This is a genomic window from Symbioplanes lichenis (assembly GCF_030709675.1).
GTDB lineage: Bacteria > Actinomycetota > Actinomycetes > Mycobacteriales > Micromonosporaceae > Actinoplanes > Actinoplanes lichenis.
In genome coordinates, this window is record NZ_JAUZQD010000015.1 from 112,427 (window position 1) to 138,091 (window position 25,665).

The 25,665-nt window shown below is 71.6% G+C and carries 25 protein-coding genes; 20 read left to right on the forward strand and 5 right to left on the reverse strand.

The features are described from left to right. Window positions 1–109 precede the first annotated feature (109 nt). Window positions 110–1,834 (reverse strand): proline--tRNA ligase, encoded by a 1,725-nt coding sequence (locus RAN62_RS31735; RefSeq protein WP_305788504.1) that lies wholly within the window; start codon window positions 1,832–1,834, stop codon window positions 110–112. A gap of 158 nt (window positions 1,835–1,992) precedes the next feature. Here RAN62_RS31735 and RAN62_RS31740 point away from each other — a divergent pair, with 158 nt between their 5' ends. The 5 genes from RAN62_RS31740 (at window position 1,993) to RAN62_RS31760 (ending at window position 6,068) form a co-directional block, all read left to right on the forward strand. Next, window positions 1,993–2,766 carry an SGNH/GDSL hydrolase family protein gene (locus RAN62_RS31740; protein ID WP_305788505.1) on the forward strand — a complete coding sequence of 258 codons (774 nt, stop codon included), beginning with the start codon at window positions 1,993–1,995 and terminating at the stop codon, window positions 2,764–2,766. 5 nt (window positions 2,767–2,771) lie between these two features. Next, window positions 2,772–3,671 carry a sulfurtransferase gene (locus tag RAN62_RS31745; RefSeq protein WP_305788506.1) on the forward strand — a complete coding sequence of 300 codons (900 nt, stop codon included), beginning with the start codon at window positions 2,772–2,774 and terminating at the stop codon, window positions 3,669–3,671. A 92-nt stretch (window positions 3,672–3,763) separates the two neighbouring features. Continuing rightward, window positions 3,764–4,351 carry an RNA polymerase sigma factor gene (locus RAN62_RS31750; protein ID WP_305788507.1) on the forward strand — a complete coding sequence of 196 codons (588 nt, stop codon included), beginning with the start codon at window positions 3,764–3,766 and terminating at the stop codon, window positions 4,349–4,351. Next, a complete protein-coding gene (locus RAN62_RS31755; protein ID WP_305788508.1) occupies window positions 4,348–5,193 on the forward strand; it encodes a zf-HC2 domain-containing protein in 846 nt (281 codons plus the stop codon). The genes RAN62_RS31750 and RAN62_RS31755 overlap by 4 nt, the downstream gene beginning before the upstream one ends. Continuing rightward, on the forward strand, window positions 5,190–6,068 hold the full coding sequence (locus tag RAN62_RS31760) for an ATP-binding cassette domain-containing protein (protein WP_305788509.1): 879 nt from the start codon (window positions 5,190–5,192) through the stop codon (window positions 6,066–6,068). The genes RAN62_RS31755 and RAN62_RS31760 overlap by 4 nt, the downstream gene beginning before the upstream one ends. Here the strand turns inward: RAN62_RS31760 and RAN62_RS31765 are convergent. Beyond that, window positions 6,063–6,269 (reverse strand): hypothetical protein, encoded by a 207-nt coding sequence (locus RAN62_RS31765; RefSeq protein WP_305788510.1) that lies wholly within the window; start codon window positions 6,267–6,269, stop codon window positions 6,063–6,065. The two genes, RAN62_RS31760 and RAN62_RS31765, sit on opposite strands and share 6 nt — an antisense overlap. An 8-nt stretch (window positions 6,270–6,277) precedes the next feature. Between RAN62_RS31765 and RAN62_RS31770 the strand changes: the two genes are divergently transcribed. The 11 genes from RAN62_RS31770 to RAN62_RS31820 all read left to right on the forward strand — a co-directional run bounded on the left by RAN62_RS31770 (window position 6,278) and on the right by RAN62_RS31820 (window position 19,534). Then, window positions 6,278–7,147 carry a hypothetical protein gene (locus RAN62_RS31770; RefSeq protein WP_305788511.1) on the forward strand — a complete coding sequence of 290 codons (870 nt, stop codon included), beginning with the start codon at window positions 6,278–6,280 and terminating at the stop codon, window positions 7,145–7,147. After that, window positions 7,144–7,845, forward strand: coding sequence for a hypothetical protein (locus RAN62_RS31775; RefSeq protein ID WP_305788512.1), 702 nt, complete (start codon window positions 7,144–7,146; stop codon window positions 7,843–7,845). Before RAN62_RS31770 ends, RAN62_RS31775 begins: the two co-directional genes overlap by 4 nt. 11 nt (window positions 7,846–7,856) lie before the next feature. Then, on the forward strand, window positions 7,857–8,390 hold the full coding sequence (locus RAN62_RS31780; protein WP_305788513.1) for a VanZ family protein: 534 nt from the start codon (window positions 7,857–7,859) through the stop codon (window positions 8,388–8,390). 33 nt (window positions 8,391–8,423) lie between these two features. Continuing rightward, on the forward strand, window positions 8,424–9,038 hold the full coding sequence (locus tag RAN62_RS31785; RefSeq protein ID WP_305788514.1) for a TetR/AcrR family transcriptional regulator: 615 nt from the start codon (window positions 8,424–8,426) through the stop codon (window positions 9,036–9,038). A 15-nt stretch (window positions 9,039–9,053) separates the two neighbouring features. Next, window positions 9,054–10,388, forward strand: coding sequence for an acetyl-CoA carboxylase biotin carboxylase subunit (locus RAN62_RS31790; protein WP_305788515.1), 1,335 nt, complete (start codon window positions 9,054–9,056; stop codon window positions 10,386–10,388). Between the two features lie 4 nt (window positions 10,389–10,392). Beyond that, complete coding sequence (locus RAN62_RS31795; protein WP_305788516.1) at window positions 10,393–11,277, forward strand: hydroxymethylglutaryl-CoA lyase; 885 nt, start codon at window positions 10,393–10,395, stop codon at window positions 11,275–11,277. 69 nt (window positions 11,278–11,346) lie between these two features. Continuing rightward, the gene (locus tag RAN62_RS31800; RefSeq protein WP_305788517.1) at window positions 11,347–12,468 is read left to right on the forward strand and encodes a hypothetical protein; all 1,122 of its coding nucleotides are present in this window, start codon (window positions 11,347–11,349) and stop codon (window positions 12,466–12,468) included. 243 nt (window positions 12,469–12,711) lie between these two features. Then, a complete protein-coding gene (locus RAN62_RS31805) occupies window positions 12,712–13,968 on the forward strand; it encodes a chaplin family protein (RefSeq protein WP_305788518.1) in 1,257 nt (418 codons plus the stop codon). A 282-nt stretch (window positions 13,969–14,250) separates the two neighbouring features. Then, a complete protein-coding gene (locus RAN62_RS31810) occupies window positions 14,251–15,777 on the forward strand; it encodes an acyl-CoA carboxylase subunit beta (protein ID WP_305788519.1) in 1,527 nt (508 codons plus the stop codon). Between the two features lie 19 nt (window positions 15,778–15,796). Beyond that, a complete protein-coding gene (locus RAN62_RS31815) occupies window positions 15,797–16,954 on the forward strand; it encodes an acyl-CoA dehydrogenase family protein (RefSeq protein ID WP_305788520.1) in 1,158 nt (385 codons plus the stop codon). Between the two features lie 111 nt (window positions 16,955–17,065). Then, the gene (locus tag RAN62_RS31820) at window positions 17,066–19,534 is read left to right on the forward strand and encodes an ATP-binding protein (protein ID WP_438874577.1); all 2,469 of its coding nucleotides are present in this window, start codon (window positions 17,066–17,068) and stop codon (window positions 19,532–19,534) included. 453 nt (window positions 19,535–19,987) lie between these two features. Here RAN62_RS31820 and RAN62_RS31825 read toward each other — a convergent pair whose 3' ends face one another. Continuing rightward, the gene (locus RAN62_RS31825; RefSeq protein WP_305788522.1) at window positions 19,988–20,479 is read right to left on the reverse strand and encodes a MarR family winged helix-turn-helix transcriptional regulator; all 492 of its coding nucleotides are present in this window, start codon (window positions 20,477–20,479) and stop codon (window positions 19,988–19,990) included. Between the two features lie 100 nt (window positions 20,480–20,579). Here RAN62_RS31825 and RAN62_RS31830 point away from each other — a divergent pair, with 100 nt between their 5' ends. Next, window positions 20,580–21,161, forward strand: coding sequence for a YceI family protein (locus RAN62_RS31830; RefSeq protein ID WP_305788523.1), 582 nt, complete (start codon window positions 20,580–20,582; stop codon window positions 21,159–21,161). Window positions 21,162–21,228: 67 nt separating this feature from the next. Here the strand turns inward: RAN62_RS31830 and RAN62_RS31835 are convergent, their stop codons facing one another. After that, window positions 21,229–22,620, reverse strand: a complete 1,392-nt coding sequence (locus RAN62_RS31835) for a Hansenula MRAKII killer toxin-resistant protein 1 (RefSeq protein ID WP_305788524.1) — start codon at window positions 22,618–22,620, stop codon at window positions 21,229–21,231. Between the two features lie 109 nt (window positions 22,621–22,729). On the opposite strand from RAN62_RS31835, the gene RAN62_RS31840 reads away from it, so the two are divergent. Continuing rightward, on the forward strand, window positions 22,730–23,599 hold the full coding sequence (locus RAN62_RS31840; RefSeq protein WP_305788525.1) for a PASTA domain-containing protein: 870 nt from the start codon (window positions 22,730–22,732) through the stop codon (window positions 23,597–23,599). Window positions 23,600–23,607: 8 nt separating this feature from the next. On the opposite strand, the gene RAN62_RS31845 is transcribed toward RAN62_RS31840, so the two are convergent. Then, entirely contained in the window at window positions 23,608–23,907 is a 300-nt protein-coding gene (locus RAN62_RS31845) for a hypothetical protein (RefSeq protein WP_305788526.1), read from the reverse strand. A gap of 538 nt (window positions 23,908–24,445) precedes the next feature. On the opposite strand from RAN62_RS31845, the gene RAN62_RS31850 reads away from it, so the two are divergent. Both RAN62_RS31850 and RAN62_RS31855 read left to right on the forward strand, forming a co-directional pair. Beyond that, complete coding sequence (locus RAN62_RS31850; RefSeq protein WP_305788527.1) at window positions 24,446–25,327, forward strand: helix-turn-helix domain-containing protein; 882 nt, start codon at window positions 24,446–24,448, stop codon at window positions 25,325–25,327. Then, entirely contained in the window at window positions 25,291–25,515 is a 225-nt protein-coding gene (locus RAN62_RS31855; protein WP_305788528.1) for a DUF397 domain-containing protein, read from the forward strand. The genes RAN62_RS31850 and RAN62_RS31855 overlap by 37 nt, the downstream gene beginning before the upstream one ends. Window positions 25,516–25,665 lie beyond the last annotated feature (150 nt).

Consider the following 25,665-nt stretch of genomic DNA (forward strand, 5'->3'; position numbering starts at 1 on the left):
GCCCCCGTCGCCCACCGTGGAGCCGATCGAGCGACTCTCGTCGCACACAGAGTGGGACGACGCGTTGAACCATCGGAGATCCGCTCGGCCCGGCGCTCCCCGAGGCGGGTCACATGGCCAACGCTCCGGCCACCTCGGTGAGCTTCACGTCTTGGCGCTCGCCGGTGCGGCGGTCGCGCACTTCCGCGTACCCCTCGCTCCATCGGCGCCCGACCACGACGGCGCGCGGGATGCCGATCAGCTCCGCGTCGGTGAACTTGACCCCGGCGGACAGCTGCTGACGGTCGTCGACCAGCACTCGCAGCCCGGCTGCCGCCAGCTCCTCCGCGAGCGCCACTGCCGCCGCGATCTGCCCGTCCTTGCCCGCGCCGATCACGTGCACGTCGGCGGGCGCCACCTCGGCGGGCCACACGAGACCGCGCTCGTCGTGGTGCTGCTCGGCCACCGCGGCGACCGCCCGGGAGACGCCGATGCCGTAACACCCCATTGTCGGGCGCACGGGTTTGCCGTCGGCACCCAGCACGTCGACCCCGAACACGTCCGTATAGCGCCGACCCAGCTGGAAGATGTGCGCCAGCTCGATGCCGCGCCGCATCGTGAGCGTCCCCTCGCCGCACTGCGGGCAGGGGTCGCCGGCCCGCACCTCGGCCGCCTCGATCGTGCCGTCGGGAGTGAAGTCGCGGCCGGCCACCACGGACGTCGCGTGCCGGCCTGGCTCGTTGGCGCCGGTGAGCCAGGCGCTGCCGGGCACCACACGGGGATCGGCCAGATAGCGGATGGAGATGCCCTGCGGCCCGATGTAGCCCCGGACCAGGTCGGGCCGCGCCGCGAAGCCGTCGAACATGCTGACCGTGGCGGGGGCGACGGACGCCTCGAGCCGCTTGAGGTCCACCTCGCGGTCGCCGGGCACCCCGATGGCCACCACTTCGTCCTCCCGGCCGGGGTGGTGCAGCGTCACGACGACGTTTTTGAGGGTGTCGGCGGCCGTCCAGTCCGTGCGGCCCTCGAGCGCCCGGGCGTTGGCCAGCTCGACGAGCGCCGCGATCGTGGGCGTCTCGGGAGTGTCGTGCACGGTGAGCGGCCCGTGCTCGCGCTCCGCCAGCTCGGGCACGGGTGTGACGACGGCCTCGGTGTTGGCGGCATAGTCACAAGCCGTGCAGCCGACGAACGTGTCCTCGCCCACGTCGGCCACGGCCAGGAACTCCTCGGACGCCGAGCCGCCCATCGCCCCGGACACGGCTGCGACCACGGCGTACTCGAGGCCGAGCCGCTCGAAGACGCGCTGATAGGCGGCGCGATGCCGGGCGTACGCCGCAGTCAGTCCTTCGTCCGTGAGATCGAAGGAGTAGGCGTCCTTCATGAGGAACTCACGGCCGCGCAGCAGCCCGGCGCGGGGCCTGGCCTCGTCGCGGAACTTTGTCTGGACCTGGAAGAGCACGAGCGGGAAGTCGCGGTAGGAGCTGGTCATCTCCTGCACGAGCAGGGTGAACATCTCCTCGTGCGTGGGCGCGAGCAGATGGTCGGCTCCGCGCCGGTCCTGGAGCGTGAAGATGTCGGCGCCGTATTCCGTCCAGCGGCCGCTCGTGTCATAGGGCTCGCGGGGCAACAGGGCGGGGAAGGCGACCTCCTGGCCCCCGACGGCGGCCATCTCCGCGCGGATGATCGCGGTGATCCGGTCGAGCACCAGCTTGCCGAGCGGCAGCCACGTGTATCCGCCCGGCGCCGCGCGACGGATGTAACCGGCCCGGAGCAGCAGCCGATGGCTCGGCACCTCCGCCTCGGCCGGCTCCTCGCGCAGGGTCTTGAGCAGCATGGTGGACATTCGCGTCAGCATGGGGGCGATCCTAGGAGCCTCCGCCGACCGGAACACCCGGTTATCCACAGGATCCCTGCGCCATACAGATTGTCGCCCTAATCACGGTGCCTTTCCGCCCCGCACGGTGGAAAACTGCGAGTGACTCAAACGTGAGGGGACGTTCAGGGAGGCGGGCCATGACCTGGAAAAACTTCGTGGCGATGGGGGACAGCTTCACCGAGGGCCTCAACGACGACTATCCCGACGGCAGCTATCGCGGGTGGGCCGACCTGGTCGCCGCGCGCCTGGCCGTCGAGGCCGGCCCCGATTTCGGGTACGCGAACCTCGCCGTCCGCGGCAAGCTGCTCGACCAGGTTCTCGCCGACCAGCTGGAGCCGGCGCTCGCCATGCGCCCGAGTCTCGTGAGCTTCGCCGCCGGGGGCAACGACGTGCTGCGGCCCAAAGTCGACCCGGTGTCGCTGGTCCGCCGGATCGACCCGGTGATCGGGCGGCTGCGCGAGGCCGGCGCCGACGTGATCCTGTTCCGCTTCGCCGACGTCACGGCACACCTGCCGGGCCAGCGCATCATGGGCCCCCGGGCCGCGGTGCTCAACGACGGCGCGACCGAGCTGGCGGCCAAGCACGGCGCCCACGTGATCGATCTCTTCGGCGACGACGCCTTCCACAACCCGGCGCTGTGGAGCTCCGACCGCCTGCACCTCTCCGCCGCGGGCCACCGCCGGGTCGCGGGTCACGTGCTCAACGCGCTCGGCGTCGGCGTCGACGAGGACTGGTTGCTCGTGCCGCCGATGCCCGCCCCGACGCCGTGGCTGATGGCCCGCCGCGCCGATCTCCGCTGGGCCGGCCAGCACCTCGCGCCGTGGATCCGACGGCGGCTCACCGGGGCGTCGTCCGGCGACCTGGTTGCGGCAAAGCGTCCCGAGCTGGGGCCGATCGACGCGATAGCGTGAGTGCCATGTCCATTGCGAACGATCCGGCACCCGCCCTGCAGGCCTACGCCCACCCCGACAAGCTGGTCACGACCGAGTGGCTCGCCGCCAACCTGGGCACGCCCGGCCTGGTGGTCGTCGAGTCGGACGAGGACGTGCTGCTCTACGACACCGGGCACATCCCGGGCGCGGTCAAGGTCGACTGGCACCTCGAGCTCAACGACCAGACCACCCGTGACTACCTCGACCCCGAGCAGTTCGCGGCGTTGTGCGAGGCCAAGGGCATCGGCCGGGACGACACGATCGTGTTCTACGGCGACAACTTCAACTGGTGGGCGGCGTACGCCCTCTGGGTCTTCAGTCTCTTCGGCCACCGCGACGTCCGCCTGCTGGACGGCGGCCGGCAGAAGTGGGCGGCGGAGGGCCGGGAGCTCACCCGGGACAAGACGGTCCGGGAGAAGGCCGCCTATCCCGTGCCGGTCCGCGACGACTCACAGCTGCGCGCCTTCCGCGACGAGGTGATGCAGCACACCGCCGACGGTCGTCCGCTCGTCGACGTCCGGTCACCGCAGGAATACACCGGTGAGCTGACTCACATGGCGGCCTATCCGCAGGAGGGCGCGCTGCGCGGCGGTCACATCCCGGGTGCGGTCAGCAAGCCGTGGAAGTCGGCGGCCAACGAGGACGGCACGTTCAAGCCGGCCGACGAGCTCACGAAGATCTACCGCGACGAGTTGGGCCTCGCCCCGGACGACGACGTCATCGCCTACTGCCGCATCGGCGAGCGGTCGAGCCACACGTGGTTCGTGCTGCAGCACCTGCTGGGCTACCCGCACGTCCGCAACTACGACGGCTCGTGGACCGAGTGGGGCAACCTCGTCCGGGCGCCCATCGCCCGCGGATCCGAGCCGGGCGGCCTCGCCTGACCTCAGCCCGATGATCATCGACGCCGCCCGGCCGATCCGGGCGGCGTCGTTCGTTGTGAACCAAATCCGCGATCCGTAGCGATAGTCCTTGTGTGAGAGGAAAACGGAGAGCGCCGGTCCCGCCGGTCACCGAGCAGAGCAGCGACGGTGACCTGCTGCGGGCCATCGCCGCTGCCCAGCGCGACGCCCTGCAGCTGTTGCACCGTCGGCACGCGGGCTGGCTGCGGTTCCGCCTCTCCGGCCGCTGCGCCGACCACGACGTCGTTGACGCCGCCCTTCAGGACACGTTTGTCGCCATCTGGCGCAACGCCCATACCTACCGCGAGACGAGCGCCGAGCCCGCGGCGTGGATCTGGACCATCGCCGTCCGCCGGCTCGTCAGCGCGCTGCGCGGGCCCGGCCACCGCTGGCTCGGCGGCCCGGTGCCGCTGTCCGACGTCCCCGAGGAGCAGCTCGCCCTCGTGCCCTCCGCGGAAGACCTGGTGCTCCTCCATGTGGAGCACGGCGAGCTCGGCACGGCCCTCGACCGCCTCCCCTCGGAGCTGCGGGCCGTCATCCAGGTGACGGCGGTGGACGGGCTGACGGTGAAGGAAGCCGCGCGCTACCTGGGCCTGCCCGAGGGCACGGCCAAGACCCGGCTCATGCGCGCCCGAGCCCGGCTGCGGGAGCTGCTGACATGACGACGCGAGGAGAGACCGTGCGGTGGCACATCGACGGGGACATGTTCGCCGCCTATCAGCGTGGTGACCTCACCCCGAGCCGCATGATGGCGGTCGACACCCACCTGCAAGCCTGTGCCACGTGCCGGGCCGCGGTGCCTCAGGACCCCGGCTGGCTCGACGCGAGCTGGTCGGCGATCACCGAGATGCTCGACACCCCGCGGCCCCGGCCGGCGGAGCGGTTGCTCACGCTCGTGGGTGTTCCCCACCATCGCGTACGCATCCTCGTCGCCACGCCGGCCCTGCGCTGGTCTTGGCTCGGGGCCACCGTCTCGGTGCTCGCCTTCGGGATCGCCGCGGCCCTGGCGGGACAGAGCGGTGCGCACATGACGCTGCTGCTCTATCTCGTCTTCGCGCCGATCCTGCCAGTCCTCGCCGTGGCCACGGTCTACGGCCCGCCCGTCGACCCGATGCACGAGATCACGTCGGTGACGCCGGTGGCCGGGCCCGCGCTCGTGCTGTGGCGGTCAAGTGCCGTCGTCGGCCTCTCCGTGGTGATCGGCATGCTGGGCGCCGCTTTCGTGCCGGGGCCGGGGTGGTGGGCCGTCGCGTGGTTGTTGCCGGCGTTGCTGCTGTGCGTCAGCACCCTGGCGCTCGCCACGGTGCTGCCGCTGATCAGGGCGGCCGCCGTGTTCGGTGGCGCGTGGCTGGTCGTGGTGGGCGGGGCTGCCGTCGCCGGCTCGCCCGTCCGCCCGCTCATGTTCGGACCGCTCGCCCAGGCCGGATATCTGGCCGCGGCGGTGGTGGCCGGCGTCGTGTTGTCCGCGCGACGTCGTCGACTCGACCCGGGGGAGATGCGATGACAACCGTCAGCATGCGCGGTCTGACGAAGCGCTATGGCGGCACCACGGCGATCGCGGACCTGACGGCGCGGATAGGCGTCGGCGTCACCGGCTTTCTCGGGCCCAACGGTGCCGGCAAGACCACCCTGCTGCGCTGCCTGGCCACGGCGCTCGCGCCCGACAGCGGCCGGCTGGTGGCCTATGGGCTGGACACGGCGGTGGCGGCCGAGCGCACGGCCCTCCGGCGGCGGCTCGGCTATCTTCCGCAGGATCCGGGGCTCTATCCCAACTTCAAGACGGCCGAGCTGCTCGACTATGTCGCGGTGCTCAAGGAGCTGACAGACACGGGCCGGCGCCGGGCCGAGGTGCGCCGGGTCCTCGCCGAGGTCGGGCTCACCGACCGGGCGACGGTGCGGGTGCGCAAGCTGTCCGGCGGCATGCGGCAACGGCTGGCGCTCGCCCAGGCCCTGCTCGGCGATCCGGAGCTGCTGATCCTCGACGAGCCGACCGTGGGGCTCGACCCGGAGCAGCGCATGCTCTTCCGCGCCCTCGTCTCCCGGCTCGGTCACACCCGGACGGTGCTGCTGTCGACGCATCAGACCGAGGACGTCGGCGCCCTCTGCGAGCGGGTGCTGGTCATGCGTGCGGGCGGCATCGTCTTCGACGGCACCCCGGGCGAGCTGGCCGCGCAGGCGGAGGGCCGGGTGTGGGTGTCCGCGGAGCCGCCCAGCGACGCCCACGTCTACTGGCGTAACGCCGACGGTCGCTACCGCACGCTGGGCCCGCGGCCGATCGGCGGGGAGCCGGGGCTTCTCTCCATCGAGGACGGTTATCTGACGCTGCTCGGGGCCGAGGCCGCAGCGGCGGGTTCCGGTGACGCGGAGCGCGTGTCATGACCGGCGTGGTCGGGCCCGAACCGACACCGCGGCCATCTCCGCCACCGCCACCGCCACCGCCACTGACGCCGCCACCGCCGCCGACGCCGCCGACGTCACCGCCACTGACGCCGACGTCACCGCCACTGACGCCGACGTCACCGCCGCCGACGTCACCGCCGCCGACGTCACCGCCACCGACGTCACCGCCACCGACGTCACGGACATCTTTGGCCGCGCCATCGCTGCCGTCGGCGCCGTCGGCGCGGGCGTTCCGGGCGCTGGCCTGGCGGGAGGCGACGCTGCTGCTCACCGCCCCGGCGGTGTGGGCCGGCGTGCTCCTTCAGGTGGTGCTCGGCGTCCTCTGGTACAGCGCGGACGAGCCGCGCTGGGCCGCTTTCGGGCAGGAGGCCGGCCTCTCGGCGCTCGTCCTCGCGGGCTTTCTGCTGCTCACGAGCCACCTCGCCGGATCCCGTGATCACCGGCACGGCGCCGCCGAGGGCTCGAGCGTCCTTCCCGCCTCCGACCTGCGGCGCACGGGTGCGGTGCTGGCGCTGATCCCGGTCGGGGGAGTGTTGGGCGCTGTGGCGCTGGGGGCCGAGCTCGTGGCAGCCTCGCCCCGGTGGCCCGAGGGCCCGCTGAGCCCGTGGTCGCTGGCGATGCCGGTGCTCATCCCGATGCTGGGGGCCGCGGTCGGCGTGGCAACGAGTCGCTGGTGGCCGACCACGGCTGCCGGGCCACTGACATTCTTCGGCTGCACCGCACTTCTCGCCATGATGCCGGTTTTCGGGCAGAGCCCGCAGTCGCTGTCTTGGGTGCTCTTCCCTGTCCTTTTCGACGACGGTCACGTCCAGGCCGGAATGGCCGCGGCCGAGGCGCAGGGCGGAGGCGGCTGGGGCGTGGCCGCGTGGCATGCCGGCTATCTCGCCGCCCTCGTGGCAGCCGCCGCAGCGGTTGCCGTGCTGCGCCAGCGCCGGCTGATCCCGGCTGTGGTCCTGGTGCTGGCCGTGGCGTTCGGGCTGGTGGCCGTGTGGCAGCAGCATCCCGATCTCGGCCCCGCCCCGGGCGCTGCTTCACCTGTCTCGGGGAGCCAGCCGTGAAGTGGCGGCAACTGGTGCTGCTGGTCGGCGGGCTGGTGAGGCGCGGACCCTGGCGCGCGGTGGGTGTTGCGGCGGGGATGGCGCTGGTGGCCATGGCGCCGGCGCTCGGGGGAGCCCCCGCACCGGCCACCCAGGTGTGGGGGCTGCGCATCGCCGCGCTGGTGCTGGGTGCGACCGCGAGCCTCGTCGTGATCGAGTCGATGGCCGCCGTGTCGGTGACGCCGAGTCCGCGCTGGCTGCGGCAGTGGAGCCGGGTCGCCGCCGGGATCCTGCCCGCGGTCGTCATCTGGCCGGTGCTCTACGTCGTGGCGCTCGCCAGCCTGCCCGGCGCCGCAGGTGCCGGGGCCCTGCCCCTGAGCGATGTGGCCGCGGAGGCGCTGGTCTGCTGCCTGTCCGGTCCCGCGGGTGCCGCCGTGGCCTCCCGCTACGGGCACGGTTCTGCTCTCGCGATCGCCGGGCCCGCAACTCAGGCGATCTTGATGGCCGGGAGCCTCTTTGTCGCGCGTGACATGTCCCCGTGGTTGCTGCCCGGGGCGCCGCATTGGCCCACCGTGCACGACGGGTGGCGCGTCGCTGCCGTGGTGGTGGTCCTGGTGCTCGTGATCGCTAATAGGGAGCCACGGTCCCGGGCGAGGGCGAGGGCGAGGGCGAGGGCGAGGGCGCGGGCCCGGGCGGGGCCGGTTGTTCATGCCTCGTAGATTGCGGCGTCATGGGGGCAGCCTGGCGCGATCACGGACTGACGGTTCTCCTCGCCGTCCTGGTGCTGCCGGGGCTGGGCCTCCTCGCGTACAGGTGGCGCCGACATAAAGCCTCCCGGCGCAACGCCCTGGCGGAGATCGGTCTCGTGCTCGGCACGTTGCCGTGGCTGGTCATGCTCTTCACCCCGCAGCCGGCCGACCGGTCGTTGCAGCTCGTGCCGTTGCGGGATTTGGTGTCGTGGGGTTCGACCGGCACAGGCACGGCGATCGCCCAGACGGCGGGGAACCTGCTGGTGCTCGCGGCGGTGGGGTTCTTCGCCCCGATCCGGTTCGTCGCCGTGGCCACGCTGACCCGGGTGCTCGCGGTGGCGGCCGCGCTCGCGGTGGTGATCGAGGCGCTGCAGTGGCTGCTGATGATCGGGCGCGTGTCGAGCATCGACGACGTGCTCGTCAACACGCTCGGGGCGGGTCTCGCGGCGCTGTTGTCCCGGCGGTGGTGGCGGATCCGGGAGCGGACGTCGTTCCACATCCTGAACGCTCGTTAAGCCAGGGCCTTGACGCCGGGTTAGAGTGGCCCGGTGACGGTAGATCAGCAGCAGCCGGTCGGTGCGCCCGCCCCCCGGCGGCGGTCCCGGCGGGACGAGATCCTGGAGATAGCGGTCGGCCTCTTCGCCGCCAAGGGCTATCACGGTGTGTCGATGGACGACATCGGCTCGGCGGCCGGGGTGACCGGGCCCGCGCTCTATCACCACTTCGCCGGCAAGGAGGCCATGCTGGTGGCCGCGCTCATCCCGGTGAGCGAGGGGCTGCTGCACGGCGGCAAGGAGCGCGTCAGCCGTCACCCCGAGGACGCGCACGCCGCCCTGACCGACCTGATCGAGTTCCACGTCGAGTTCGCGCTGGCCAACCCGGCCGTCATCGCCCTGCACCTGCACGAGCTGGCCCGGCTGCCGGAGGAGCCCCGGCGCCAGATCCGGCGCCTGCAGCGGCTCTATGTCGAGGAGTGGGTGGGCGTGCTGGCGGCGCTGCGGCCCGAGCTGGACCCGGCCGAGGCGCGCGTGCTGGCCCATTCGGCGTTCGGTCTCATGAACTCGACACCCTTCCTCGGCGGCGAGGTCGATCGGCACCGCCGGGCCGCGCTTCTCCGCGAAGCCACCGTTTATGCGCTTGTCGGTCAAATCGGTCACCAATAACGAGAAAGGGCGCCAATGATCGAGTCGCTCCTCGTCGCCAACCGGGGTGAGATCGCCCGGCGGATCATCCGGACCGCGCGGCGCCTGAATGTCCGGGCGATCGCCGTGCACTCCGAGGCCGACGCCGATCTGCCCTTCGTCACCGAGGCCGACGAGGCCGTGTGCGTGGGCCCGGCCCATCCGGCCCAGAGCTACCGCAACACCGACGCGATCCTGGCCGCCGCCAAGTCCACCGGCGCCCAGGCGATCCACCCCGGCTACGGCTTCCTGAGCGAAAACGCGGACTTCGCCCGGGCCGTCGAGGCGAACGGCCTGGTCTGGGTCGGCCCCGGCGCCGACGCGATCACGGCGATGGGCGACAAGATCAACGCGCGCAACCTGATGGCGGCGGCCGGCGTGCCGGTGGCCCCGGGCACTCAGGAGCCGGCCGCCGACGCGGAGGCAGCGGTCGCCGCGGCCACGGAGATCGGCTATCCCGTCATGGTGAAGGCCGCCGCCGGCGGGGGCGGGATGGGCATGGCCGTCGCCGCTGACGAAGCCACGCTGCGCAAGGAGTACGACAAGGTCAGCGCGTTCGCCGAGCGGATGTTCGGGGACGGCGCCGTCCTGATCGAGCGCTACTTCCCCCGGGTGCGTCACGTCGAGGTGCAGATCCTCGGGCTCGCCGACGGTCGCGTGATCGCGCTGAGCGAACGGGAATGCTCGGTGCAGCGCCGCAACCAGAAGCTCGTGGAGGAGGCGCCGAGCCCCGCGGTCGGCCCCGAGCTGCGGGCGCGTCTGCTGGCGGCCGCGGTGCAGGCGGGCGAGGCCGTGCGCTATCGCAACGCCGGCACGGTCGAATGCCTGCTCGACCCGGCGACCGGCGAGTTCTTCTTCCTGGAGATGAACACCCGGCTGCAGGTGGAGCACCCGATCACCGAGCTGATCCACGGCACCGACCTGGTCGAGCAGCAGCTGCGCATCGCGTCGGGGCTGGCGCCCAACTTCGACGTCACGCGTCCGACCAGCGGCCACGCGATCGAGCTGCGCGTCAACGCCGAGGACCCCAAGCGGTTCCTGCCCGGCCCCGGCCAGGTCACGACGTGGGTGGAGCCGACCGGCGAGGGCGTGCGGGTCGACGCCGGTTACGGGCCCGGCACCACGGTCACGCCGTTCTACGACTCGTTGCTGGCGAAGCTCATCGTCACCGGGGCCGACCGGGACGAGGCGATCGCCCGGGCCCGCGCCGCGGTGGCCGGCTTCGCGATCGCCGGCCCCAAGAACAATCTGCCGTTCTTCACCGAGCTGCTGGAGCATCCCGAGTTCCTGTCGGGCGACTACGACACGGGCATCGTGGCCCGGATGAGGTGACGTCATGACCCCCGAGCCGGTGAGCATCCGCGAAGTGGCGCCCCGGGACGGACTGCAGAACGAGGAGCCGATCCCGGCCGACGACAAGGTGCGGCTGCTCGACGCCTTGTCCCGCACCGGGGTCCGGCGCATCGAGGCCGTGTCGTTCGTCCATCCCCAGGCGATTCCGCAGATGGCCGACGCGGACGAGGTCTGGGCGCGGGCCTGGCACAACCCGGAGGTCCGCTACTCCGCCCTCATCCCGAACACGCGCGGCGCGCAGCGGGCCCTGGCGGCCGGCTTCCGGGAGATCGAGGTCGTCGTCTCGGCCAGCGACACCCACAACCGCCGCAACCTCAACCGCTCGACCGCCGAGTCGCTCGACGACATCGCCGGCCTCATCCCGCTGGTCCACGCGGCGGGGGCGACCCTCGAAGTGATCGTGGCGACCAGTTTCGGCTGCCCGTTCGAGGGCGACATCGCGCCGGAGCGGGTGGCGTCCATCGTGGAGCGGGTGCGGGCCGACGGCGCCGACCGCATCGCCTTCGGTGACACCACGGGCATGGCGACGCCCCGCCGGGTCCGTGACCTGCTTTCCGAGGTACGCCCGGAGCTGTTGCACTTCCACGACACGCGCGGCACGGGGCTGGCGAACGTGCTGACGGCCTACGAGCTCGGGATCCGTGAGTTCGACGCGAGTGTCGGCGGCCTCGGCGGCTGTCCCTATGCGCCCGGGGCCACGGGCAACATCGCCACCGAGGAAGTGGTGCACATGCTCGAGGACATGGGCATCGCCACGGGCGTGGATCTCGGTGCACTGATCGAGGTGGCCGCCCTGGCGGAAAAGATGGTCGGCCGGACTCTGCCTTCCGGAGTTCTGCGCGCCGGGCCGCGTACGAAATTGGTGTGAGCATTTGGGTCCTGGATTTCTGCATTTGTGCGCGTGACCCCCTCTTGCCCGTCTCGTTACCAATACCGAGTGGCCGATCGAATGGTCACCGGGGCACGAGCCGACGACGAGGGGCGGGACCACATGACGGGCAGGGAGGTCGAGCGCACAGCGCGCCCGGCGCACCGGCCGTCGACCGGTCCGGCCGATGACTCCACGCCCATGCCGCCCCACAGCCAGGGGGCGGAGCGGCGGTCGGAGCGCCGAAGCGGGCGTACGGGATCCCGATGGGGTCTGCGCACGCTGGTCGTCGGAGGTCTGGCCGGCGCGGCCTGGCTCCTCACCGGAGCTGCCGCCCACGCCGCGGACCAGGATCTCGTGCCCGATGTTCTCACGGCCGGCCAGCCGGTCCTCGGCGTCGTCACGCACGACGCCGACCAGCCGGTCTACGGCGTCGGCACGCACGACGCCGACCAGCGCGACAACAGCGTCGAGCACGATGCCACGTCGCCCGATGTCAGGTCGCGCACCGACGGCGTCCTCCCGGTGGTGCACCGGGTGATCAGCGTGGCCGGTGAAACAAGCGAAGCAGCCGGCAGTCTCCTGGAGACGCCGGCGGAGCTGGTCCAGGCGGCAGCCGCGATGACCACGATCCCTCAGCGGATCGTGCCCGTCGCGGACGAGCCCGACCGGCATCACATCGTCCGGGAACTGCCCGCCCCTGATCGCCTTGCCGGCGAGGCGGCGGATTCCCGGCCCGTAGCCCCGGTGACGAGGCCGGTGACCGAGCTGCCGCACACCGCGGCAGCGCCGGCCCCGGCAGCATCCCCGAAGGGTGAGAACGTTCCGGAACCGCAGGTCGCGCCCGTTTCCGTACCGTCGGAGGCGAGTGTCGTCCCGGTGCCGGTGACACCCGTGCCCGTTCTGCACAAGGACGTCGCCCGGGCCAAGGTGGGAAAGACCGTGACCGAGCGGGTCACGGTCCGCGAGACACCCGGTGGTGATGGACCCGCACCGCTGCGGGCGCGCCTCGGGGCAGCGAGTGGTCTCCCGGCCGCAGGGTCGGGAACCGCGACGGACGGTGGCACCTCCGCGGCCGTCCTCCCGGCCACGGTCGCCGGTGGCACGCCCGCTTCCCAGCGGCTGCCGATCACGACCGATGTCGAGGCCCGGCGGCACGACGCCGAGGCACCGACCGTCTCACCTGACTAGTGACACCCCCCGGGCAGGCCGCGTCAGCGCCCGCCCGACGACACCCCCGCGACCGTCGATTCCTGAAACCGTTTGCGCACAAGCGGCGAATCAATCCGGCGTGGGTCGTCACCGCCGCCGGCGCACGGCACCGGCGGAGTCAGGGCAATTTTTTCAGAGCCAGGGCACCGCTGCGCCCGAAGCGCCATTCAAATTGAATACGCGACTCACCGTAGAAATCATTTTCGAAAGGCTTTTCCTCGCATGAAGACGTGGGCTCGTAAGACTCTGAGCATCGGTGTCCTGGCCGCTGGTGCCCTGCTGCTGGCGCCGGCCGCCGCGCAGGCCGACGACAGCCAGACCGCGGTGGCCAACCACGGCATCCTGAGCGGCAACAACACCGTCATCGACCTGATGATCCCGGTCAACATCGCCGGCAACGGCATCGGTGTGGCGGGCGAGGGCCAGGGCGCCGGGTCCGCCGCCAACTACCTGACCGAGAGCGGCAACCGGGGCGACCGGGGCCGGGGCGGCAAGGGCACGCGCCAGGTCTCCGCGTTCAACCGCGGCATCGGCTCGGGCAACAACACGTACGTCCCGGTGCAGCTGCCGATCAACATCGTCGGCAACGGCGTGGGCGTGCTCGGCTACGGCGAGGGCCGGGGTGCCGCCGCCAACCACCTCCGCGAGAGCGGCCAGGTCACCGAGGGCGGTCACCGCGACCGTGACCGGGACCGTGACGGCCGGGGCGGCCGGGGCGGCGACCAGGTCTCGGCCGGCAACGGCGGGATCCTGAGCGGCAACAACACCAGCGTTCCGGTCACCGCGCCGATCAACATCTGCGGCAACGGCGTCGGCATCCTGGGCTTCGGCGACGGCCGGGGCGCGTGCGCCAACTACGTCGAGGCCGGCTCCGGCCGGCAGGTGTCCGCGGGCAACCGGGGCATCGGCTCGGGCAACAACACCTCGATCCCGGTCTTCGCGCCGATCAACGTCAACGGCAACGCCGTGGGCAACGGCGAGGGCCGCGGCGCGGGCAAGAACGACATCGAGAACGGCCGCCGGGGCAACGGTGGCGACCGTGACCAGCTCAGCGTCGGCAACCGCGGCATCCTGAGCGGCAACAACACCCAGATCCCGATCACCGCGCCGATCAACATCTGCGGCAACGGCATCGGCCTGCTGGGCTACGGCGAGGGCGCCGGCTCCTGCCTGAACGACCTCGACGGCGACCGTGACGGCCGCGGCGACCGCGACTGGGACCGTGACGACCGGGGCAACGGCCACGGGCACCACGGCAACGGTGGCAACAAGGGCGACGACGACAACGACGGCGACCACGGCCACGGCAACGGTCACGGCAACTACGGCGGCAAGGACGACGACGTCCTCGGCGACGGCGGCACGCAGGGTGGCGGCAAGTACGGCGACTCGCAGCGGGAGAAGAAGACCGAGTCCTCCGCGCTCGAGGGCCTGACCCAGAACATCACCAACGCCGGCGGCAGCCTGCTCTCCAAGTAAGACCACACCGCCTGCTCGACAGGCCGGATGTCAGCCCGCCCGGGGACCGTGTGTCGCCGGGCGGGTCGCAGGCCGGGTCGCGCCGGTCCCGGGCGTGACCCGAGCGGCGCCGTGAGGCGTCGTGCAGTGCAAGGTCCGGTGCTCCTCCACAGCACCGGCAGCAAAGGGAACGGGAGTCTCCGCAGCCGCGGGGGCTCCCGTTTCGCGCTTTCCCCGCCGCCCGCGATGCGCTAACCTAACGGTCGTTCACCTTAACGAGCGTTCAGTCGGCGAGGGGGTCCCGTGGCACTCGACGAGGAGGCGCTGGCGCAGGCGCGCAAGCGTGCGGTCGCCGGCGGCGCGGAGAAGTATCACGCGGCGAACGCGGCCAAGGGCAAGCTCTTCGCCCGCGAGCGCATCGCGCTGCTCGTCGACGAGGGCTCGTTCGTCGAGGACGGGATCTTCGCCAACGCCCTGGCCGACGGGCTGCCGGCCGACGGTGTCGTCACGGGCACGGCCACGATCGACGGGCGCCGCGTGTGCCTGATGGCCAATGACTCGACCGTCAAGGCGGGCTCCTGGGGGGCGCGTACGGTCGAAAAGATCATCCGCATCATCGAGCGGGCGTACGCGACGGCCGTACCCATGGTCTATCTGGTCGATTCCGCGGGCGCGCGCATCACCGACCAGGTCGACCTCTTCCCCGGCCGGCGGGGTGCGGGCAAGATCTTCCACACCCAGGTACGCGCCTCGGGCTCGATCCCCCAGGTCTGCGCCCTCTTCGGACCCTCGGCGGCCGGGGGCGCCTACATCCCGGCGTTCTGCGACGTCGTCGCCATGGTCGAAGGCAACGCGAGCATGTACCTCGGCTCGGACCGCATGGTCGAAATGGTGACCGGGGAGAAGACGACGCTCGAGGCCATGGGCGGAGCCCGGGTGCACTGCACCGAGTCGGGCGTGGGCCATTTCCTCTGCAAGACCGAGCAGGAGGCGCTCGACGCCGTCCGGTCGTACCTCTCCTATCTGCCGTCGAACTACCGCGAGGACCCGCCGGCAGCCGAGGCGCGCGACGCGGCCACAGTGGATCTCGGGGCGCTGGTGCCGGTGAGCGAGCGCCAGGCGTTCGACATGCGCCGCTACATCAAGGGCCTGGTCGACCAGGGCTCGTTCTTCGAGATCCAGGCGCTGTGGGCCAAGGAGCTGACCATCGGCTTCGCCCGGCTCGGCGGCGAGGTCGTCGGGGTGCTCGGCAACAATTCGATGTTCAAGGGCGGCGTCCTGTTCGTCGACTCCGCCGACAAGGCGACCCGGTTCGTGCAGCTCTGCGACGCCTTCAACGTGCCGCTGCTGTTCCTCTCCGACGTGCCCGGTTTCATGGTCGGCTCGGCGGTCGAGAAGCAGGGCATCATCCGGCACGGCGCCAAGATGATCAGTGCCGTCTCCGAGGCCACGGTGCCGAAGATCTGCGTGGTGGTCCGCAAGGCGTACGGGGCCGGGCTCTACGCCATGGCCGGTCCCGGATTCGATCCCGAGGCCACGATCGCCCTGCCCACAGCCAAGATCGCGGTGATGGGGGCCGAGGCCGCGGTCAACGCCGTCTATGCCAACAAGATCGCGGCGCTGCCCGAGGCCGAGCGGGACGCGTTCGTCGCCGAGCGCCGCGCCGAGTACGAGCAGGACATCGACATCCTCCGCCTGGCCGGCGAGCTCGTGGTCGACACCGTGGTCGAACCAGGTGACCTGCGGGGCGAGCTGATCCAGCGGTACGCCGCCGCGCGTGGCAAGGACCGCACCTTCTCCCGGCGCCGGCACGGCGTCACGCCAGTCTGATCGTTTTGGAGGGCACGTCATGGTCGACTTCCGGCTCAGCGAGGAGCAGGAGGCCCTGCGGGAGAGCGTGCGCGACTTCGCCCTCGAGCAGGTCGCGCCGGTGATCGCCGAGCACTACGAGCGCGAGACCTTCCCGTACGACCTGATCCGCCAGATGGGCAAGATGGGTCTCTTCGGCCTGCCGTTCCCCGAGGAGCACGGCGGGATGGGCGGCGACTACTTCGCGCTCGGCATCGCGCTGGAGGAGCTCGCCCGCATCGACAGCAGCGTCGCGATCACCCTGGAGGCGGCGGTCTCGCTGGGTGCCATGCCGATCTACCGCTTCGGTACGCCCGAGCAGCAGCAACGCTGGCTCCCCCAGCTCACGAGCGGGGAGTCCCTCGCGGCGTTCGGCCTCACCGAGCCGGGAGCGGGCTCGGATGCCGGCGGCACGACCACGCGCGCGGTGCTCGACGAGGCGACCGGCGAGTGGTTGATCAATGGCACCAAGGCGTTCATCACGAACTCCGGCACCGATTTGACCTGCCTGGTCACCGTGATGGCGGTGACGGGCACCCGGCCCGACGGCGGCAAGGAGCTGTCCACGATCATCGTGCCGTCGGGCACCCCGGGGTTCACGGTGGCGCCCGCCTACTCCAAGGTCGGCTGGTGCGCCTCGGACACCCACGAGCTTTCCTTCGACGACGTACGGGTGCCGGCCGAGAACCTGCTCGGACAGCGCGGCCGCGGGCTGGCGCAGTTCTTGCGGATCCTGGACGAGGGGCGCGTGGCGATCGCGGCCCTGGCCACGGGGCTGGCGCAGGGCTGCGTGGACGAGTCCGTGAAGTACGCCAAGGAGCGTCCCGCGTTCGGCCGGCCCATCTCGGCGTACCAGTCGGTGCAGTTCATGATCGCCGACATGGAGCTGCGGGCCCGCACCGCCCGGCTGGCCTGGCACGACGCCGCGGCCCGGCTGAGCGCGGGGGAGGACTTCAAGCACGAGGCCGCCGTGGCGAAGCTGCACGCCAGCCAGGCCGCGATGGAGAACGCGCGGTGGGCGACCCAGGTCCACGGCGGATACGGCTACATGAACGAGTCGGCGGTGGGCCGCTTCTACCGCGACGCCAAGATCCTGGAGATCGGCGAGGGGACGTCCGAGGTCCAGCGCATGATCATCGCGCGTGGACTGGGACTGTGAAAATTCCTGGACTCAAGGGCAGGATTGGCGGCAAATCCGGCGGTCCAGGCGTCGGTTAGTCGACAATCCACCGCCCCCGCTCGGCATTCATCGTCATGTCTGCCTAGGTTCATGCCCATGACGTCCGATCACGGGGCGGACCAGGAAGGTCCGGGATTCGACGCCGTGCTGCGCAGCTACCGGCTGCGGGCGAAGCTGACGCAGGAGGAGCTGGCGGCACGGGCTGCGGTGGGGGTGCGTACGGTCCGTGACCTCGAGCGGGGCCGGGCCTCGCGGCCGCAGCGTTCCACAGTGGAGCTGCTGGCCGCCGCGCTCGGACTGGCCGGGGCCGACCGGCTGGCCTTCCTGGCCGCGTCACGCGGACGCCCGTCCCACGCCGGGCCGGCGGCGCGCTATGTGCGGCTGCCACCGGCGAGCGACTTGATCGGCCGCGACGGTGACGTCGCCGAGCTGGTCACGCGCCTGTCGCAGCCGGTCGGCGAGACGCCGCGCGGCATCACGCTCGTCGGCCTGGCCGGCGTGGGCAAAACCAGTCTGGCGCTGAGCGTCGCGCACAAGCTCACCGACGCGCATCCGGGCGGCGTGGCGGGCATCGTCGTCACGGACGGTTCGACGGCGGGCGAGGTGCTCGGGGGAGTGGCCGCGGTCTTCGGCGTCGGCCGGCCCGAGGACCTCGTGTCGCGGATCGCCGGCCGGTCGACGCTGCTGCTCATCGACGCCGTGGAGCGCGCCCCCGAGGCGGTGGCCGAAACCGTCGCCGGCCTGCTCGCCCAGCACCCCAGCCTGCGGTTCCTCGCCACGGGCCGCCATCCCGTGGGCCTGCCGACCGAGCGGGTGTGGCCGGTCGCACCCCTGATCGCGCCGCCCGCCATGGCCGGGCCGACCCTCGCCGACGTGGCCGGCTACCCCGCGGCGGCGCTCTTCATGGACCGCCTCGTCCAGGTGCGCGGCGCGCCGATCGAGCCGGACGAGGTCGAGCCCCTCGCCGCGCTGGTCCGGCGGCTGGGCGGGCTGCCCATCGCGCTCGAGCTCGCCGCCGCCCGCGGGCGCCTGCTCACCGTCGCCGAGATCTACGACAGGTACGGCGACCGCGTCCTCGATCTCTCCGGACGCCCGGCCGACGGCGGGGTGGTCTCGGTGCGCGACGCCGTCGCGGCCAGTTATCGCCTGCTGACCGTCGAGGAGCGGCACGCCCTGCACCGCCTCGCCACGTTCCGCAACCGGTGGTCGTTGGACCTTGCCGAGCAGATCGTCGACAGCCGTCCCGCCACCGACGTCGTCCACCTGCTCGACCGCTTCCTGGAGCTCGGGATGCTCAGCGCCCGCGGGGCCCGGGCCTTCCGGTTCCGGCTGCTCGACGTCGTCGGCGACTACGCCCTTGAGCAGGCGGCCGCCCAGGGTGACCTCCCGGCCGCCCGCCGCCGGCACGCCGAGGTGCTGGCCGACCTGGCCCTGGCCATCGCCCCGGACCTCAAGGGCGCCCGGCTGGCCGAGGCCGCCGCCCGGCTGGACGACGTGGCGGGCGACCTGGGCGCCGCGCTGACCTGGGCCGCCCGCGAGGACCCGCACACCGCGCTGCGGCTCGCGTCCTGCCTGCCGCGCTGGTGGCGGTTCCGCGGCCGCGACGTCACGGGCCGGCAGTGGTTGCGCCGCCTGCTCGCCGACCCGCGGACGACCGACGCCGACCCCGCCGTACGCGCCTGGGCCAAGGTCGGCCTGGCCCAGCTCGCCCTCCAGCACGGCTCCGGCGCCGAGGAGATCGACTCCGCGCAGTCGGCGCTCGCGGAGTTCCGGGCACTCGACGACGTGTCGGGCCAGTTGACCGCCCACACCCAGCTGGCCGCGCTGTGGATGACGGCCCGGGTGTTCGACCGGGCGCGGGAGCACGGCGAGGCCGCGTTGGAGCTGGCGCGCGCCGCCGGCCGTACGCAGGACATGGCCATCGCCGAGAACAGCCTGACCTGGCACGAGGTGCGCCGGGGTGACCTCGCGGCGGCCCGGGAACGGCTCGCGGAGGTCGACCGGCTGGCCAGCCGCTGCGGCGAGCACCGGATGCGGGCGATCGCCGTGGCCAACCTGGCCGAGGTCGAGCGGCTGGACGGCCACCTCGACGAGGCCGTACGCCTGGGCCGCGCCGCCATCGCCGAGCTCGAGGAGGTCGGCGACCCGGGGCACCGCCGGCGCGTCCTCGCCACGATCGGCAAGGCGCTGGCCGAGGCGGGGCGGGATGCTGAGGCCGCGGAGGTGCTGGCCGAGCTGCGGCCCGCCGACTCCGGCGCGCTGCCGGACGGCCCGGCCGCGATCGTGGACGCGGCGGTGGCGCTGCGCCGGGGCGAGGACAAAAGAGCAGCCGAGGGGTACGCGACCGCGGCGCGCGCCTATGCGGGCGGCTACGACGCCCGGGATGTCGTGGAGGCGTTGATCGGGCTGGCCCGGGCGACCTCGGATTCCTCCTCGCGGGCGCGGGCGCTGACGCAATTGAGGGAGATGGTGCGGGCGGGCAACATCGCCCTGCTGGCCCGGGAACGTGCTGTTTTGGCCGAGCTGCCGGAGTGGGACCGGCCCGGGGGCTCTGACTAGTGCGGGCCTGGAGCGTGGACGGCCGACGCTTCGTGCCCCCCACAAACGCCGGCCGTCGACACGCCCCAGACAGGCCTCGTCCTGCCGGTCACCACGAGATGTCGTGCCCGGCGGGACAGGGCCCAGACGCAGCGAGGACGAAGGCTCCCCCGTTGTGCCCCGCCCCGGCCTCGGCCGCGCCGCGTCCCCTGCGGAGATCACCCTAGCCGGGCTGGCCTGGCGATTTGGGGCGATAAGCGGTTTTCGGCCGCCTGGCGAAACGGTTCTGCCGGTAGTTCTGCCGGTTCCTCACCCGCCCGTGTCACGCCCCCGGGCGCCGTCCTCACGCATACCGATGGTGACGCTCACGTAGTGCCGATGTGCCCGCCGTCCCGCGGTCGTCGCCGCCCGCCCGCTCCCTCGCGGCCGTCGCTGCCGCTCGCGTGGGTCCGCGCCGACGGAGTGTCGGTTCGGTCAGCGGGTGGGGGCGGGCAGCTCGCTCTCGGTGCCGGCCGTCGCGCACGGGTTGACGGCGTCGCGGATCTTGCGGAGGAGACCGAGCAGCTGGTCGAGCTCCTCCTCACCGAGCCGGCCGATGAACCACTCCTGCATCAGCTGCAGGTGCTCCGGCAGGATCTCCTCGAGCCGCTTGATGCCCGCGGGCGTGATCACCGCGTACGAGCTGCGGCGATCGCTCTCGCACGCCTCCCGCCGGATGAGGCCCTCGCGGTCCATGCGGTCGACCACGCGGGTCACTCCGCTGGTGGACAGGGAGGTCTGGCCGGCGAGGTCGGTCATGCGGAGCCTGTGCTGGGGGGACCGGGCCAGCCGCATGAGCACCTCGAACTCGACCGGCGAGAGGCGGTGCTGCTCGAACTGGGCGGCGAAGCGGTTGGTCAGCCCGGTGTACGCCTCGGCGAAGAGGCCGAACGCCGTGAACCGCGGGTCATTGAAGTCAACTGCCACGGTGCCATCCTACCAGCGATCTCTTGACACGTGGAATATTGCGCGGCATATTGTTGCTCCGTCAGACAAACACCTGGCTCTGCCCCTGAGAGGACCTGTCATGACCGACACCAACGCTCCCGGCATCCGCGAGTTCGAGGGCCTGCAGTTCCCGGCGGCCGGCACCTACGAGCTGGACGGCGCCCACAAGCGCGTCGGCTTCGTGGCCCGCCACCTGATGGTCAGCAAGGTCCGCGGTCAGTTCGCCGAGGCGACCGCGACCATCACGGTCGGCGAGGACCCGCTGCAGTCCGCCGTCGTCGCCGAGATCAAGGCGGCCAGCATCGAGACCGGCCAGACCGACCGCGACAACCACCTGCGCACCGGCGACTTCTTCGAGGCGGAGAAGTACCCGACGATCACCTACCGCAGCACCGGCATCAAGTCCCACGCGGGCGCCGAGTTCGTGCTGAACGGCGAGCTCACCATCAAGGACGTCACCAAGCCGGTCGAGCTGCTCGTCGAGTTCGAGGGCGCGACCGTCTCCCCGTACGGTCAGCAGGTCTTCGGCTTCAGCGCCAGCACCGAGATCGACCGCGAGGAGTGGGGCCTCACCTGGAACGTCGCCCTCGAGAGCGGCGGCGTCATGATCGGCAAGAAGATCAAGATCGAGATCGAGGGCGAGGCCATCCGGCAGGCCTGACCGGCCCGGCCCTCGATCGGAAAAGCGCCGCCCAGGTGGGCGGCGCTTTTTGTATGCGGCCGAGGACTCAGGAAGCGGGCGGACCGGCGGGGTCGGCCGGCGGCGGAATTTGCTCGGTGACCGGGGAATTCGGCGGCGCGGCCGGCTTGCGCGACGTGGACTTGGCCGGCGCCTTGCGGGGAGCCGGCGCCTTGGCGGTGACGCCCTTGGTGGGCGTGCTTCGGGCAGCCGGCGTCTTCTTGGCCGGAGCCGTCTTCTTGATCGGAGCGGTCGGCGGCTCCTCGGCGGCCGTCCCTGAACGGCCGCCGGATCTGATCTGGGCCACGGGCGGGTTGCTCGGCGGCGGCTTCACGGTGGATCGCTTCGGCGGAGCCGGCCGGTCGGCGGTCGGCGTGGAAGGCGCAGGCGTGGAGGGGGCCGGCGTGGACGCGGTCGGCTCGGCGCCGGAGGAGTCGGCAGGATGCGGCGCCTTCTGCGCGGGCACCGGCACGACGGCGGAAGACCTGGCGGCGGCCGAGGAGCGTCCGGACGCCCGGAAACGGCCCGTCGACACCGCTGCCGGCTCGTCGGATTCACCCGAAAGGCGGGCGCTGCGGGCGGACTGACGGGCGGCGGACTGCCGGGCGACCGCCACGGCGGCGGCCGAACCCGCAAGACCGGCGAGCACCGCGTAAGGCGCGATCAGGTAGGCCGACTCCAGCGCCCCGAGCGCGCCACGCAACTGCGGGGCCAGCACGAAGAACGACGCCGCGATCAGCAGCGGACCCACGGCGCCCGAGGTGGCCGTACCGATGCCGTGGTTGCCCCGGCGCGCGGCCGGAGCCGCCGCGAGCACGCCGATCGCGAAGGCGGCCGCGAGGGTCAGCAGGGCGCTCGGCCAGTAGATCGTGCCGATCAGCCCGCCGGTGTCCACCGCGGCGAACTGCCAGCTGGCCAGGTAGGTCGCGGACGGGCGGCGCCAGAAGACGTCCATGACGACCGCGGCCACGGCGAGGGCCCACAGCCAGGCCGCCGTCACGCTGAGGTTGGCGGCGACCGGCCGGGAGACCACGGCCCAGTAGGCGACGACCAGGCCGAGCACGACGCCGGCGACGGCATAGCCACCGGCGATTGTCTCGGGGGAGAACGTGCCCGTACGTACGGCCTCGCGAGCAGGCAGCGCGACCAGCGCAACCGTCAGCAGGGCGCCGACCGCCGCGGACGCCGACAGGGCGAAGCGCCACAGCATGCCCGTCGCCCGGCCGAGTCGCCCGGCGATCACCGCCCCGAGCACCGTGGCGCTCGCGGCAATCCACGTCGTCCAGCCGAGGCTGCCCAGCCACACGCTGTCGTCGGTGGTCGCGACGGCGGGCCACACCACGACCCCGAGCCCGTAGCCGAGCCCGATCTGGGCGGCACTCGTCCCGGCCGCCACTCCCGCCGCGGCTGCCACCTGCTTCGTCCAGCCCTTCGCGGCCATGCCGGGCACTGTAGCGCCAGCCGACGAAGCCTGCGAATCGATGAGCGGACGCACCGGGATTGGCTAAGTTGACTTTGTTGCCCCTGGGGTCCACGGAGAGGATGCTGCGATGTCGGACGACACCGGCGAGTTCTTCCCGTTCCGGGACGAGAGCGAGGACGACCCGGAAGTTCCCCCGAAAGGGCGCCCCCGGAAGGGTGACGGCGACGAGACACGGCTCGCCCCCACGGGCGGCGACGAGACGCGGATCGTGCCGGCGGCTGACGACGCGACCACTGTCTACCGGGCGACTCCCGAGAGCGACGCGACGACCGTTTACCGGCCGGTCGGCGGGCACGACCCGTGGGCCGAGGACGACGACGAGGTCTGGGCCGGTCGTGCGGGGGTCCGGCCGGGCGGGCCGGACGCGCCCGATCCGGCTACGGGCTGGGCCGCCGAGCCGGGCCCCGAGGAGCCGAGGGGCCGCTGGTGGACGCCGATCGTGGTCGGGATCGTGGCCCTGATCCTGCTCGGACTGCTGGGCTGGGGCATTTATCTGATCGTCCAGAACACCGGTGGCGACGAGGAAACCCCAGCTCCGGCCGCCAGCGTGACGGCGACAGCCCCCGCCGCGCCGGCCCCGACGGCGGCGCCGAGCGAGGCTCCCTCCACGACGCCGCCCACCACGACACCCCCGTCGGCCGCGCCGACGACCACCCCGGCCGACCTGACGATCCCGGCGCTGCGGGGACTCTCGCTGGAGGAGGCGCGGGCTGCCCTCAACGGTACGGGTCTCAACTACCGCCTCCGCTACGTCCCCAGTACGGAGGCGCCGCCCGGGACGGTCATCGACAGTGACCCGGCCGAGGGCCAGCAGGTGCCGGCGGACACGGTCGTCAATCTGATCATCGCCAGCGAGCCGACCGCGACCCCCACGACGGCGACGCCCACCACGCCGGCAGCTTCGGCCGGGGCGAGCGTCTCGTCCGATGAGGACTGAGCAAGCTTTCAGCGATTGGCGCGCATCGCCCGGGCCTGCACGGAACCCGAGGTCAACCCCGGCTGGCGCCCGTTGCGAGCCCGCGGATCCGGCGCCTTGCCGACCTGACGCAGCCCGCTGACCTGCACGAAGATCGAGCGGCGCTCCACGGCGTCCCCGGTCGAGTTGAGCTCGTAGCCGTCCAGCCAGATCCAGCCCTCGTACGTGGGCCAGTCGTGGACGCGAATGACCCGGAAGAGCATCGGCGACGCGAACTGGACGCTCGCCGCCTTCGTCACATGGATGACATCGCCGGACCGAGGAAGCACGTCATCTCCTGTCCTGGAACCAAAGTCTCGAGGCAAACACCGATTTGCCGCATGTTGAACACAGATGCACCAGTGTGCCCGGCTCGCACGCATTCAACCCGGAGTGAGGATGCCAATCCTCGCCCCGAAGCGCGAACGTCGCCGCCGGCCCCCGCCAGGACCCCGGACTTCGTAAAGTCCACCTAGGACATCGAGGGTCGCTCGGCGCGATCGGCCGGACCGCGCTGAACAATCCTCGTCGTGGGGGCCGGCCGTCCCCGTTCGGGGAAAGCCGGACCCGGCGGCGTCTGTCGGAAATGTGTACCAGTGACGCTCGCCATACCGAAACATTGCACCACGCCTGCAATTGATGCAAGTTGCAGTTCAGCCGTACGTGATCGAATGATCACCGTCGACGCTTGAAGTATCAAGAGATCAACAGCGAGACTGAGGGTTGTTCCGGGCCGGCATCCGCCCAGGTCGGGCAATCTTTCTGGAACAGACAAAAGCCGCAGGTGGAGCGTCTCGCCGGCTCCGCCGCACCCCGAAGGAGGCGAGCGTGAACCCCCGCCGCAGCCCCACCATCCGACGTCGCCGGCTCGGAGCCGAGTTGCGCAGATATCGCGACGCGGCCGGTGTGACGATCGATGTGGTGGCCGATCGCCTCGGTTGTTCACCGTCCAAAGTGTCCCGCATCGAGACCGGGCACACGAGCGCGACCCCGCGTGACGTCAAGGACATGCTGGACATTTACGGCATCGACGGCGTCGCCTCGGAGGAGCTTGTCCAAATTGCCCGAGAAGCCCGGCAAAAAGGGTGGTGGCATCCGTTCAGCACCGTTCTGACCGGCGCCTATGTCGGGCTGGAAGCCGCCGCGAAGTCCGTCCGCGCCTACGAGCAGCAGGTGATTCCCGGACTTCTGCAGACCGACAAGTACGCAATTGCCATGATTCGCGCCGCCCGACTGGGTGACAGCGACCAAGAAATAGAGCAACGGGTACGAGTCCGCATGGCCCGCCAAGCGTTATTGATTCAGGACGATCCGATCGATCTTTGGGTGGTACTCGATGAGGCGGTGGTGAGTCGCCCGGTCGGCGGCGACGGGGTGATGCGCGAGCAGTTGCACCGTCTGGCCGAGATGGCCGACCTGCCGAACGTGACTCTCCAGATCCTGCCGTTCGCGGCGGGGGCGCACGCCGGCATGGACGGCACCTTCTCGATCCTCGACTTCCCGGAGGCCGAGGACCCCGATGTGGTGTTCGTCGAGAACGCGACCGGCGGGCTCTTCCTGGAGAAGCCGGACGAGCTGCGCAAGTACCACACCATCTTCGAGTCCATCCAGGCGTCGGCCCTCTCTCGCGAGGAGTCCAGGAACATGATCGGAATGCTGGCAGAGGAGCCATTGTGGAAGTCGAGACCAAGGGTTTCCGGATCGATCTGAGCCGTGCACAGTGGTTCAAGAGCACTCGTAGCGGCCCGAACTGCGACAACTGTGTCGAGGTCGCGTTCGTCGGCGCGGCCGTCGCGGTCCGCGACTCGAAGAATCCGGCCGGGCCCGCGTTGATCTTCACCGCGGCCGAGTGGGATGCCTTCGTGGGCGGGGCCAAGGACGGGGAGTTCGATCAGTAGCCCACCTCACCTCTCGCCTGACCTGACGCGCTCAGGTCAGGCGAGCGTCGTGCCGGGGGCCCTTGATGTCGGTTTTTGCCCGATTTTGTACCGTCGCCGCGAAGGAGCCGTCTCGTTGAATGCCGTAAGTGCGGACCGGACCGCGCGCCG